The organism is Paraburkholderia sp. GAS199 (genome assembly GCF_050436585.1).
GTDB lineage: Bacteria > Pseudomonadota > Gammaproteobacteria > Burkholderiales > Burkholderiaceae > Paraburkholderia.
This window is the reverse complement of sequence record NZ_JBNDMM010000001.1, coordinates 537,566-550,512: the sequence shown is the minus strand read 5'-3', so window position 1 is coordinate 550,512 and position 12,947 is coordinate 537,566. Positions and strand designations below refer to the sequence as shown.

General features: G+C 63.9%; 13 protein-coding genes. 11 read left to right on the top strand and 2 right to left on the bottom strand.

Annotated elements, in window-relative coordinates:
- Window positions 1-20: 20 nt before the first annotated feature.
- Window positions 21-617 (bottom strand): TMEM175 family protein, encoded by a 597-nt coding sequence (locus P3T18_RS02360; protein ID WP_429298300.1) that lies wholly within the window; start codon window positions 615-617, stop codon window positions 21-23.
- A 156-nt stretch (window positions 618-773) separates the two neighbouring features.
- A complete protein-coding gene (locus tag P3T18_RS02355; protein ID WP_429298299.1) occupies window positions 774-1,373 on the bottom strand; it encodes a TetR/AcrR family transcriptional regulator in 600 nt (199 codons plus the stop codon).
- Between the two features lie 70 nt (window positions 1,374-1,443).
- Here P3T18_RS02355 and bdcA point away from each other — a divergent pair, with 70 nt between their 5' ends.
- From bdcA to P3T18_RS02300, 11 genes are all read left to right on the top strand, one after another.
- Window positions 1,444-2,172, top strand: coding sequence for an SDR family oxidoreductase (gene bdcA / locus P3T18_RS02350; RefSeq protein WP_429298298.1), 729 nt, complete (start codon window positions 1,444-1,446; stop codon window positions 2,170-2,172).
- 14 nt (window positions 2,173-2,186) lie between these two features.
- Window positions 2,187-2,507 carry an EthD family reductase gene (locus tag P3T18_RS02345; RefSeq protein ID WP_429298297.1) on the top strand — a complete coding sequence of 107 codons (321 nt, stop codon included), beginning with the start codon at window positions 2,187-2,189 and terminating at the stop codon, window positions 2,505-2,507.
- A gap of 10 nt (window positions 2,508-2,517) precedes the next feature.
- Window positions 2,518-3,573 carry an alpha/beta hydrolase gene (locus tag P3T18_RS02340; protein ID WP_429298296.1) on the top strand — a complete coding sequence of 352 codons (1,056 nt, stop codon included), beginning with the start codon at window positions 2,518-2,520 and terminating at the stop codon, window positions 3,571-3,573.
- Window positions 3,570-4,412, top strand: coding sequence for an NAD(P)-dependent oxidoreductase (locus P3T18_RS02335; RefSeq protein WP_429298295.1), 843 nt, complete (start codon window positions 3,570-3,572; stop codon window positions 4,410-4,412). The genes P3T18_RS02340 and P3T18_RS02335 overlap by 4 nt, the downstream gene beginning before the upstream one ends.
- Window positions 4,413-4,744: 332 nt before the next feature.
- Window positions 4,745-5,614 carry a branched-chain amino acid ABC transporter permease gene (locus P3T18_RS02330; protein WP_429298294.1) on the top strand — a complete coding sequence of 290 codons (870 nt, stop codon included), beginning with the start codon at window positions 4,745-4,747 and terminating at the stop codon, window positions 5,612-5,614.
- Entirely contained in the window at window positions 5,611-6,588 is a 978-nt protein-coding gene (locus P3T18_RS02325) for a branched-chain amino acid ABC transporter permease (protein WP_429298293.1), read from the top strand. Before P3T18_RS02330 ends, P3T18_RS02325 begins: the two co-directional genes overlap by 4 nt.
- On the top strand, window positions 6,585-8,204 hold the full coding sequence (locus P3T18_RS02320) for an ATP-binding cassette domain-containing protein (protein ID WP_429298292.1): 1,620 nt from the start codon (window positions 6,585-6,587) through the stop codon (window positions 8,202-8,204). Before P3T18_RS02325 ends, P3T18_RS02320 begins: the two co-directional genes overlap by 4 nt.
- Complete coding sequence (locus P3T18_RS02315) at window positions 8,189-9,436, top strand: DUF1116 domain-containing protein (protein WP_429298291.1); 1,248 nt, start codon at window positions 8,189-8,191, stop codon at window positions 9,434-9,436. Before P3T18_RS02320 ends, P3T18_RS02315 begins: the two co-directional genes overlap by 16 nt.
- A gap of 23 nt (window positions 9,437-9,459) precedes the next feature.
- Complete coding sequence (locus tag P3T18_RS02310; RefSeq protein WP_429298290.1) at window positions 9,460-10,605, top strand: ABC transporter substrate-binding protein; 1,146 nt, start codon at window positions 9,460-9,462, stop codon at window positions 10,603-10,605.
- A gap of 45 nt (window positions 10,606-10,650) precedes the next feature.
- A complete protein-coding gene (locus P3T18_RS02305; RefSeq protein ID WP_429298289.1) occupies window positions 10,651-11,478 on the top strand; it encodes a class II aldolase/adducin family protein in 828 nt (275 codons plus the stop codon).
- Between the two features lie 80 nt (window positions 11,479-11,558).
- The gene (locus P3T18_RS02300) at window positions 11,559-12,911 is read left to right on the top strand and encodes a Rieske 2Fe-2S domain-containing protein (protein WP_429298288.1); all 1,353 of its coding nucleotides are present in this window, start codon (window positions 11,559-11,561) and stop codon (window positions 12,909-12,911) included.
- The last annotated feature ends 36 nt before the right edge of the window (window positions 12,912-12,947 follow it).

Genomic DNA, 12,947 nt, shown 5'->3' with positions numbered 1-12,947 from the left:
GATGGCGCTGGCTCGCCGTGTCAATCTCGTGCAGTCGATCTCGCGCGACGGAACGGGTCGGGGCGGCAGTAAAGAATGAGAAACGACGCCAGCAAAATGAGCCGTAGCACGGGCGGAATGAATACTCCGGCTGTGCAGACAAAAAATACTCCCAACATGACCCAGGCCCGAAACCATTGCCACTTTCGCGCACGCGGATCGCCGTCGTCAGGCAGATGAGAAAAGCTTTCCCACATCAAGACCATGTAGGTGCCCTGCACGAGAAGAAAGACCAGCGCGTAGAACGTCAGCGGAAAGCTCGCCAGCTCGCTTTCGGCGAGCCACGCCGTGGTGAAGGGAATGAAGGAAATGGCGAAAAGATTGGCGAAATTGGCGAGGGCCAAGGTGCCGGTCAATTGCTGCGCGTTCCGCAGTACCGCATGATGGTTTAACCAGACCACTGCGATGAACGCGTAACTTACCGCGTAGCTGATCAGATCGGGCCACAAGCCGGATAACGCGCGAAAATCGTGACCTGTAGGCGGTTTGAACGCCAGAACCATCACGGTGATGATGACAGCAAAAATGCCGTCGGAAAAGGCATAGAAACGCGCGAGTCTGTCTTCGACTTTGGCCATGGCGTCAGCACCTCGAGAGGTCGTCACTCTATTATCCGACCTCCCGCAAATCGCGCGAACCGCTGTGTCCTGCACCGAACGGACTTTTTGCCGCCGGCAAGCATTGCCCGATTCGGACGTAGGTGGCTCAGCGCCTCAGCCACGAACCCCGCGCCCTCAATCCAGCAGCGCCTCCAGACTCGCCGACGCCGCCTGCGCGACCTTCACCAGCCGCGCTTCGCTCATGCCTTCGCGTGCGCTGGCCGACAGACCCGACATAACCGTCGATACGAAATCCGTCACGACGGCGGCGCGTTTCGGATGGGTAGCGGCGATAAAAGCTTTAACCTGCGCGCGCCGGCCTTCGGCGGTTCGGCGCGCCAATATGGCGCTTTCGCTTTCACCATGTCCGCGTGCCGCTTCCAGAACGAGGCAACCCGGACGCTCGGGGTCGCGCGCGTAAGTTCGGGCCGCGCGGCCGAGCAGATCGGCCAGCGCCTCGGCGGGTGGCCGACCGGGGCGCAATATGTCGGCCAATGCGATCTCGGTGCGCGCGTAACGTTCCAGAACACGCTCGAAGAACGCCGCCTTGCTGCCGAACGCCATGTAGAAACTGGGCGGCTTGATCCCGAGCGCGTCGGTTAGCGCGCTCAACCCGACGCCTTCGTAGCCGGCCGCATGGAACAGACTTTGTCCCACGGCCAAAGCCGCTTCAGGGTCGAACACGCGCGGGCGGCCGCGCCCCGGCTTCGATTCCGATTTTAAATTAGTGATCACTACAAAAATTCCTTGCGCTGTCGTTTCTGTAATTTTATAGTGGTCACTAATTTAATTCAAGGAGGCCGATATGACGGTTCCTGAGGGATCGCAGATTCGTGGCAAATCGGTGATGGTGATCGGCGGCAGCCGGGGCATCGGGGCGGCGATCGTCGCATCGTTTGCGGCGGCCGGTGCGGCGGTGCGCTTCACCTACGCAGGGTCGCGCGACGCAGCCGAAGCACTTGCAGAAGCGACCGGCGCCATCGCGATTCAGGCCGACGCCGCGGATCGCGACGCGCTTCTCGCGTCGATCCGGGAAGCGGGTGCGCTGGATGTTTTCGTCTACAACGCGGGGCTTCTCGGCGTCGGCGATCCGCTGACGCTCGACCCGGACGCGGCCGACCGGCTGATCGACGTGAACGTGCGAGGGGCGTATCACGGGTCGGTCGAGGCGGCGCGGCGCATGGTCGATGGTGGCCGGATCATCGCAATCGGATCGGTGCACGGCGACAGAATGCCGTTCGCCGGCATCACCGCGTACGGCATGAGCAAATCGGCCCTGCAAGGCCTCACGCGAGGGCTCGCCCGCGATTTCGGTGCGCGCCACATCACAGTCAACCTCGTGCAACCCGGCCCAACCGACACGGACATGAATCCGGCCGACGGCCCGCTCGCCCAGCAGATGCACGACGAAATGGCGATACGCAGACACGGCACCGCCGACGAAGTCGCAAGCCTCGTCTTGTATCTCGCGTCGCCGCCCGCGCGCGGCATCACGGGCGCGATGCATACCATCGACGGCGGCTTCGGCGCATGAACGACGAGGCACGCATGACACAGGAAAGCACATCGCCCGTGACGATCTACGTCACCTACTCAGGCGCGGCGAACGCGCGTTTCGATCGCGACTGGTATGTGGATCGCCATCTGCCGCTCGTGATGACGAGTTGGTCGCGCTACGGCCTCGAAGCGGTCACCGCGTTTTTCCCGGCGGGTCAGCAAGACGGAACACTTGCCTTGTGCGAATGCCGGTTCCGCGATCAGGCCGCCGTCGATGCCGCGTTCGCCTCGCCGGAAGCGCCCACAGTCATGGCCGACGTTCCCAATTTCACCGACATCGCGCCGCGACGCGTGCGCGCGGTGTCACTCTGAGAAGGACACCATGATGAGTCAGACCTTTGCCCCGTGGACCACGACGCGAGCGCGCACCGTTCGACGCGGGCACTTCTGGGTTCCCGGCGAGCGCGTCGAGATCGGCGACAGGACGTATCAGCGTGGACCGATGTACGTGGAATGGGAAGCGCCCGAGCACGTCACGCGGCGCTGGCCCGTGGTCTTGATGCACGGCGGCGGTTTTCAGGGAACCGAATGGTTCGATACGCCGGACGGACGTCCCGGATGGGCGCAGCGTCTGGTGGAGGCGGGCTATGCGGTGCTCGTCGTCGATCGGCCTGGGCATGGGCGCTCGCCGTATCACGTCGACACCATGGGCAAGATGGGACCGCCGTTTTCCTACGAGGGCGGGCGGCAGATCTATTTTCCCGGCGACGATCCGCGTCACACGCAATGGCCGTTTGCCGCGCACGACGCGCCGGCCATGGATGAATTCATCGCGGGGTACGGTCCGTTGCCTGCCGACCTCGAAGCCTCCGAGACGATGGATGCCGACCGGACGGCGGAGTTGCTCGACCGCATCGGTCCCGCGATTCTGATTACGCATTCCGCTTCGGGGCCGGACGGGTGGCTCGTCGCCGACCGTCGTCCGCATCTCGTCAAGGCGATTGCCGCGATCGAACCGATGGGACCGCCGTTTGCCGACATTCCGAACATCGGCGCGATGCGCTGTGGTCCCACGGCGGCGCCGTTGCGTTTCGAACCGGCTGCGGCGACGCCCGACGAAGTGCGGCACGCACCGGCAGGCAAGTACGCACTGCCGGCGTTGGCCGACTTGCCGATCCTCATCGTGACAGCCGAAGCGTCCGCGTTTGCGGCCGCCAGTCCGCCGACGGCCGCGTTTCTGAACGCATGCGGCGCGTCCGCCGAACTGATGAGTCTCGCGGACCACGGCGTGCGCGGAAACGGTCACGGCCTGATCTATGAGAAGAACTCGGACGACGCCCTGGCGCCGGTGCTCGAATGGCTCACGCTGAAGACAGAAACCGCGCATGAAGCTCCAGCGTCCCGAACCGCTCAACCTTCACAAGGAAAAGTGCAATGAATATCGGCATGATTGGCCTCGGCGCAATGGGCCAGGCGATGGCGCGCAATCTCGTGAAAGCGGGGCATTCCGTTAAGGCATGGAACCGTTCGGGCAGCCCGGTGGACGGCGTGACGATGGTGGCATCGCCGGCCGATGCGTGCCAGGGCGACGCGGTGCTGACCATGCTGTCCGACGACAGCGTGATCCGTTCGGTACTGCTCGAACCGGGTGTGCTCAGCGCGATGAAGCCGGGCCTGATCCACGTCGTCATGTCGACGATCTCCGTGGCGTTCGCGCACGAACTCGTTGCACTGCACGCGGCCGCGGGCATCGATTATGTGTCGGCGCCAGTCCTCGGGCGTCCCGATGTGGCCGCGAAGGGCGAACTGAACATCCTCGTCGGCGGCGCTCCGCATGCAACGGCCACGCTCGGGCCCGTGTTCGACGCATTGGGCAAGCGGGTCTGGGACATGGGCGCCGATGCGCCGGCAGCGAACGCAGCGAAGATTGCCTGCAACATGATGATCACCATGGCCATCGAAGCGATGGCCGAAGCCGTGGTGCTGACCGAAGCCAACGGGCTCGCTCGCGAGTCGTTTTTTGACCTGATTCTGAACACGCTGTTCGGCAGCCGCTCGTATCAGGTTTATTCGGCGATTATCGCGGCAGGTCAGTACGAGCCCGGCTTCAAGGCTTCGCTCGGTTTGAAGGACCTGCGCCTTGCCACCGAAGCCGCCGGGCAGGCCGGCCGCTCCTTGCCGATGCTCGCAGCCGTGCATGGGCAGATGGCCGCAACTGTCGATGCGGGCTGGGGCGATCGTGACTGGTCGGCGATGGCGGCTTTGACGATTGGGTAGGCGGAATGGGTGCGCGATCGATCGATGCCGGTATGAAACGCGCACTTCGATCGCGCGCCTGAAACGCTCAGCTTGCCAATAACCCTTGTTATAGAAAACTTCCGGTGCACACGCGCACTGCTTTCGTGCTGCTTCTGAAAAACGGAAGCAACTGAATTCTGTTCTGATTTGTTCCCGGTTTTTGGGGCTTCTACATTCAGTCCATCGATCCGCGACGTTGCGTGCGGATCATATGACGAAACCCCGAATGACTGAGGACAGGCGATGCTCACCCCTCCCCCTACTGCGCGCGGCATCGTATGGCGCGCACTGCCTCCGACGAGAGGCGCCGCATGACCGAACTCATCCAGTATCTCGTCTCCGGTCTCGTGGTCGGCTGCATTTACGGATTGGTCGCGATCGGCTTCACGGCGGTCTATAACGCAACCCACATCGTCAATTTCGCGCAGGGCGAGACCTCGATGCTGGCGGCGCTCGCGGCTGCCAGCATGATCGCGTTCGGTGTGCCGCTCGTCGTCGCGCTGGTTATTGCCGTGGCCTTCGTCGCGCTCGTCAACGTTGGGATCGAGCGTATCGCGATCCGGCCGATCGGCAACGACGTGACGCGTGGCATCATCATCACGATCGGCATCGGTATCGTGGCGCAGGGCCTCGCCGCGCTGGCCTGGGGCACGGACGCGCAACCGTTGCCCGCCTTCTCGGGCTCGGGCTCGCTGAATCTCGGCGGCGTGTCGGTGCCGCGTCAGGCGCTCTGGGTGTTCGGCACGACGGTCGTGCTGATGGCCGGCCTTTATCTGTTCCTCACGCGCACCTATCTCGGCAAGGCATTTCGCGCCTGCGCGATGAATCGTGACGCAGCCGGCCTGATGGGCATTCCGACGCGTTCGATGCGCGGCATCGGCTTTCTGCTGTCCGGCTTCGTCGGTGGCGTGGCGGGTGTGATCATCGCGCCGATCGCGCTGATGCAATACGACAGCGGCACGCCGCTCGGCATCAAGGGTTTCGTCGCCTGCATCATCGGCGGTTTCGGTAATCCGCTCGGCGCAGCTGTTGGCGGCCTGCTGCTCGGTGTGCTGGAAGCGCTCTGCTCGGGCTACCTCAGTTCGGGCATGAAGGACGCCATCGCTTACGTGCTGTTGCTCGTGTTCCTGCTGGTACGTCCGGGCGGCATGCTCGGCGAATTCGGAGGCGCGCGCACATGAAAGCCATTCTGATTCTACTGGCGGCGCTGGCCGTCGCGCTCGCCGCCAGCAATGCGTACGTCGTCAATCTGCTGGTCGTCTGCGCGATCTACGCGATCCCCGCCATCGGTCTGTCGATGCTGATGGGCTACACCGGCCAGATTTCACTTGGACACGGCGCGTTCGTTGCGTTCGGCGCGTACCTCGCGGCGTGGCTCACGCAAACGCTCGGGCTCGATCCGTGGCTCGGCGTCGTCGCGGCGACGCTCGGCTCGGCCCTGATCGCCTGGTGCATCGGCTGGATCGTGTTCCGTCTCAAGGGCCATCACCTCGCCATGGCGACGCTCGCGCTCGCGTTGATCGTGCATATCGTGCTGGTGCAATGGCGCAGCGTGACGGGCGGTCCTGACGGCATCGCAGGGATTCCGTCGCTCGCGATCGGGCCGCTCAGTCTCGCGTCTGACCAGGCGGTCTACGTCCTCGCGTGGCTGCTATGCGCACTCGGACTCGCCATGGCGCACAACCTCGCTTCTTCGCCGATGGGACTCGCAATGCGCACAGTCAGCGAAAGCGAACGCGTGGCGGTCTCGCTCGGCATCGACGCGGCGCGCGTCAAGCGTAAGGTGATGGCGCTGAGCGGCGCCTACGCTGGACTCGGCGGCGCGCTGTACTCGTACTGGATGGGCTACATCAGCCCGGACCCATTCAATGTCAGCTTCTCGATCAAGCTGCTGCTGATCGTGGCACTTGGCGGCGCGGCCGGTGTGTGGAACGTGCTGTTCGGCACTTTCGTGGTCGTGATCGTCAGCGAATGGCTCAAGCCGTTCGGACGTCTCGACGTGGTGATCTACGGCGTGCTGCTGGTGAGCGTGATGATCTTCATGCGCGACGGCCTTGCGGCGATGCTTGCCGGTCAACTGCGGCGACTGCGCGCCCGCGTCGCGCTGCGTGCACTCGTGCCCGGCGACGTGCTGCGCGACAAGGAGTCACTATGAACGCCACCGTTTCCCCGACCTCTCCGGCCGTGCTGCTCGACGTGAGTGGCGTGTCGGTCCGCTTCGGCGGATTGCAGGCGCTCTCCGACGTGAGCTTCGACGTGCGGCGCGGCGAGATTCTCGCGCTGATCGGCCCGAACGGCGCCGGCAAATCGACCTTGCTCAATGTGCTGTCGAGCTATATCGCACCGCAAAGCGGCGAAGTGCGCTTCAAGGACCGCACGATCAGCGGACTCGCGCCCGACGCGGTCAACCGGCTCGGCCTCGCGCGCACTTTCCAGGCGGCTGAAATGTTGACCGGCATGTCCGTGCTCGACAATGTCGCGACCGCCGGTGTGGCGCGCCGACCGTCCGGCATGTTGCAAGGCTTGACGAACCCGTTCGCCACCGCGAAGACACTCGATGCGTTGCGCAGCCACGCCGCGACGATGCTCGATCTGGTCGGCCTGCGCTCGCTCGCCGACCGTCCCGCGGCGACGCTGACGGCCGGGCAGCAACGACTCGTCGCCGTGGCCCGTGCGCTCGGCAGCGACGCCGAACTGATCCTGCTCGACGAACCCGCCGCCGGCCTCACCACCGACGAGAAAAAGCTGCTGGCCGAAGCGATCCGCCGTATCCGCGAGCGCGGCATCACCGTGCTGTTCGTCGAACACGATCTCGCCTTCGTCAGCAGTCTCGCCGACCGGCTGGTCGTGCTCAATCACGGCGCGGTGCTGGCCAAGGGCGATCCGGAAACCGTGCGCCGCGATCCGGCAGTGGTCGCCGCCTATCTCGGCAATACCGACGTGCGCGCCGCGCGAAGCACGCGCGCGCCAGGCGCCGAGGCACGCACCGACGCGCCACTGCTCACGCTCGACCGGCTCAGCGTGCGCTACGGTCAGTCGGACGCGCTCGTCGATGTATCGCTGTCGGCACGACGCGGTGAAATCGTCACGCTGATCGGCGCAAACGGCGCGGGCAAATCGAGTCTGCTCAAGGCGATTGCCGGTCTCGTCACGCCCGTTTCCGGCGAGGTCTCGTTCGGCGGTGCGTCTATCGCCCGTCTGCCGATGGAGCGCCGCACCGCGGCTGGCATCGCGCTCGCGCCCGAAGGGCGCCAGCTATTCGGCACGCTGAGTGTGCGCGACAACCTGCGCATGGGCGCGTACACCGGTTTGCGCGGCGCGGGTCTCGTCAACCTGTTCCGGCCGCGCCGTGAGGTTGCGCGCGCGATGACCGACACCATGGACGACGTGCTCGCGTTCTTTCCGCGTCTGAAAGAACGCATCGACCAGCAGGCGGGGACGCTGTCCGGCGGCGAAGGTCAGATGCTCGCCATCGGCCGCGCGCTGATGAGCCGGCCGCAACTGCTGATGCTCGACGAGCCGTCGTTCGGACTTGCGCCGCAGGTTACGCGCGAGATTCTCGAATCTTTGCCGCGACTGGCCGAGCGCGGCATCACCGTGTTGCTGGTCGAGCAGAACGCGCATTCCGCGCTCCAGGTGGCCGATCGCGGCTACGTGCTGGTCAATGGCCGGATCGCGCTCGAAGGCGACGCCGCCGCGCTGCTCGCGTCGCCCGACATCGGCGAGGCCTATCTCGGCTGGCAGGATCCCACCGCATGCGAGGCCGCGTAATGGCGCGTCCTTCCGATATGACTCCGGTCACTTCGTCGTCCATTTCGGCTTCACACGCGGACGCTGATCGCATCGCGCTCGATGCGATCGCCACGAGCCGTCCCACGCTGCATGCGCTGGTGCGCGCGCGCGACGCGATCCAGTGGCCGGACCGCACGCTGCTGCACGCCGGTCCTCCGCTCGGCGACGACACACCGCCCGCGCCGATCCTCCATTCCGCTGCGCATGCGGCGGTATTCGAAGGATGGATGCCGACCTTCGACGCCGCCATCGACGCGATTCGTGCGCGTGAAATCCTGCTGGCGCCCGCGCAGGAGCACGATTGCGTCGTGCCGCTCGCAGCTGTGCTGTCGCCCGGTCAGTACGTGCAGGTCGTCGCCGACGCGGCGGGACGTGGGCGCACGACACACGCTGCGCTGAGCGGCGGCAGCGGTCTGGCGATCCGCCTCGGCATGGACGACCCACGCGTGGTCGCGCATCTGCACTGGATCAACGGACCGCTGGCGGACGCGATCGGCGAGGGCCTCGCCGCGCCTATCGATCTCGCCGGCATTGCCGATGCTGCGCTCGCGCTGGGCGACGACTGTCACGGCCGTACCATCGAGGGCACGCGCCTGATCGTAGAGCGCTTCGCCGCACACGGCGCTTTCGACGACGACGCCGTCCAACGCTTTCTCGACACGTCGCCAGGTTTCTTCCTCAACACGTGGATGGCCGCGTCGCGCTGCATGCTGAGCGCGGCGGAACAGGTCAGCGGCAGCGCGATCGTTACGTCGATGGGCGCGAATGGGCGGCGCGCGGGATTTCGCCTTGCGCACGCGCCGGAGCGCTGGTTCACGATCGCCGCCACCACGCCCGTCGGACGCTTTGATGCAGGCCTGAGCGCAGCCGATGGATTGCCCGCCATTGGCGACAGCGCCGTTGTCGAAGCACTTGGACTCGGCGCGATGTGCATGCATCGATCGGACGCCCAGCAGCAGAACCTCGGCGCATTCATGCAAGCCGCCCCCGCGTTGCTGAACGAGGTCGTGCTCGGCGTGCCCCATCCCGCGTTCACTAGCGCAACGACAAGGGTTGGCCTGAATGCACGCAGCGTCGTCGGAAGCGGGTTGCAGCCCGCGGTCGCGCTCGGCGTGCTCGATTCGAACGGACGGCTCGGGCGCATCGGCGGCGGCATCTGGACGGCTCCGCAGGCCCTGTTCGACGAAGCGCTCACTGCTCTATTCATCTGAAACCACAATAACGGACTACACCCATGAAACGCACGCAACGTATTGCTTTCGGTATCCTGATCAGTTTGGGGATCTGTCGCGCGGCGCTCGCCGAGGACGATATCAAGATCGGCGGCCTGCTTGAGACATCGGGCTTCATCGCGTCGCTCGGTCAGCCCGCGCTCGAAGGCGCGCAGCTCGCGGTCGATCAGGTCAACGCGGCGGGCGGTATCAAAGGTCGCAAGGTGAGCCTCGTCAATGTCAACACGGAGAGCGACAACACCAAGAGCGTGTCGGCACTCAAGCGGCTCACCACGCAGGAAAACGTGGTCGCGATCATCGGGCCGTCGAGCAGCGGGTCGAACTTCGCGATTGCAGACGCCGTGGAGCGCGCCAAGGTTCCGATGATCGGCATCGGCGCAACGCGCGGCATCGTGATGCCGACAGACCGTCGAAAATACGTTTTCCTCGTGCCGCTCACCGATGTCGTCGTGGAAGGCGTGATGCTCAAGGACATGAAAAAGCGTGGCATCACGAAGATCGCCATGCTGCACTCCGATGTCGCATTCGGCACCAGTGCGAGTGACAGCCTCGAAAAACTCGTGAAAGACGAAGGCATCACGCTGGTGGACAACGAGAGCTTTGGCAACGGCGACACCGACATGACGCCGCAGTTGACAAAAATTCGCGGTACGGACGCACAAGCCACGGTGATCTGGGCGACCGGTCCGGGCCTCGCCATCGCGACGCGAAACTATCGCGCGCTCGGTATCAAAGGCCCGCTTTATCTAACACACGCCGCAAACGACTTCAACTTCCTGCGGCTTGCCGGTGATTCGGCAAATGGCGTGCTGCTGCCGTCGTCGAAGATTTACGTGGCGAACGAGTTGCCCGATTCCGATCCGCAAAAGAAGGTGCTCACATCGTTCTCCGCGGCATATCAGGCGAAATACGGCCATCTGCCTGCCACTTTCGCCGGTAACGGCTACGACGCGGCGATGTTGCTGATGGATGCGATCCGCACCGCAGGCGACAAACCCGACGCGATTCGCAATGCGGTCGAGAACGTCAAGGACTATGTCGGCGTCACGGCGCGCTATACCTACGGCCCACAAGACCATTTCGGCACGCGCGCGGAAAGCGTGGAGATGCTGACGGTGGAGCAGGGCAAGTTCAAGCTCGCGCATTAAGCGCGTCCTTTTATCCGTTCTCTAATTGCAGCCACTTCGCCGCCCATGGACCGCAATCCTTTTGTGTTCGCGCCGGTGTCACCTGCATCGTCCGCCGACGCCGCGAACGAAACGCAAGCCGATCCGGTCGCACAACGTGAACGGGTCAGGCAAACAGCCGCCTGCGCATTCCGCTATCTCGCGTCGCTACGCATGAATATCGGCGTGTCCGGACATCTTTCGATTCGCGACCCGATACGCAGTGACTGCTTCTGGGTCAATCCGTTCGGTGTGGGCTATGGCTTGATGCGCGCCGATGACCTTTCGCTCGTCTCGCACGACGGCGCGGTACTCGAAGGACGAACGATCAACGCGGCGGCATTCGCGATCCACGCGCAGATTCATCGCACACGTCCCGATGTTGCGTGCGTGGTGCATGGTCATCCGGAACATGCCACGGCGTGGTGTGCGCTGAATCGGCCGCTCGACCCCATCAATCAGGATGTCTGCGCGCTTTACGACGATCACTGCGTGTACGTGGAAGACAGCGGCCTCGTCGTGGACATGGACGAGGGCGAACGCATTGCACGCGCGCTGGGCTCGCGCAAGGCCGCCTTGCTGCGCAACCACGGTCCGCTGACGGTGGGTCGTAGCGTCGAAGAAGCCTTGTGGTGGTTCGTCCTGATCGAACGGTCGGCGGGCATTCAGTTGCTCGCCGAAGCGGCGGGCGTCACGTCGAAATTGAGCGCCGATGCCGCCAGCTCCATTGCGCGCGGCATCGGTACGTCTGCGTTCGGTCACTTTCAGGGCGCGACCTGTCTGGCGGAATTCGCCGCGCTGGAATCTGAACGACGCGGTGCAAAGACCGAGCGATACGAATCAGAAAATCCTTAGCGAGCGGCGTTATTTTTGAATGTCGCCGGGCGGACGGCGTCGTTAGCATCGTCATAGAACATCATACGCAGAGTGAAGCCATGACCCAGAAAACCATCCTGATCAAGCCCTACTCGGCTTACGAGCGGGAGCGTCAACCCGTTGAAAACATCGAGGTCACGCACGTCGAAAAAGGCACGCCGATGGGCGAATACCTGCGCCGTTTCTGGCAGCCGGTTGCGCTCTCCGCCGAACTCGACGGACTGCCGAAAGCGGTGCGCATGTTCGGCGAAGATCTCGTGCTGTTTCGCGCGAAAAACGGCAAGCCAGGGCTGCTTGAAAAACACTGCAGTCATCGCGGTACGTCGCTGGAATTCGGCATCTGTGAGGATGAAGGTTTGCGCTGCTGCTATCACGGCTGGCTCTTCGGCGTGGACGGCACCATTCTCGAAACGCCGGGCGATCCGCCGGAATCGCAGTTGCGGTTCAACGTGTGTCATGGCGCGTATCCGTTGCATGAATATCGCGGCATCATCTTTGGTTACTTCGGGCCGCCCGAACACAAGCCGGAGTTTCCGGTCTTCGATACCTACGATATCGAAGACGACCGGCTCGTGCCGTACTGCATTACGTATCCGTGCAACTGGCTGCAGGTGCACGAAAACGTGATGGACCCGGCGCACGCTGTTTTCCTGCATACGCGCATCAGCTTTACGCAGTTTGCCGAAGCGTGGGGCGAGTTGCCGGAAATGGATTTCGTGCCGACGCCTGCCGGCATGATTTACGTCACCACACGCCGCTGGAAAGACAAGGTGTGGGTACGCTCGAATGACATCATTCTGCCGAATCTCGCGCAGGTCGGTCACATCTGGGAAGACGGCCAGGACGAAAAGAGTTTCGCGCGCGTGGCGATCACGCGCTGGACTACGCCCATCGACAACCAGACGTGCCGCATCATCGGATGGCGTCACTTCCATCCGGACGCGGACCCGCGCGGCATTGCCGACGAAAGTTTGTGCGGCGTGGAGTCGGTGGATTTCTTCGGCCAGAACGGCGAGCGCCCTTACGAAGACCGGCAGCGCATGCCGGGCGATTACGACGCACAGGTTTCGCAGCGTCCGATCGCCGTACACGCGCTCGAAAATCTCACGCGCTGTGATCGCGGCGTGGCGATGTTGCGTCAGTTGCTCAAGCGTGAGAGCAAAAAGGTTGCGGAAGGCGGCCGGCCTGCGGTGTCGCCGCTGCGTAGTAACGGCGCGACGCCCACTTATGCGCACGACACCGTGATTACCGCCGCGCCGCGCGACGACGACACCGCTTTCATTCGCGAAGTCGGCAAGACGATTACGGGCATCGTGGTACACGGCGAACACCACGAAATGAACGATCGCGACGAGCAGGTGCGCGAACGTATCGAAGATTACGCGCAGTCGCTCACCGGCAGCACCGTCTAATCAGCATTCGACAACGTCTTTCCAGAAGGCATAACG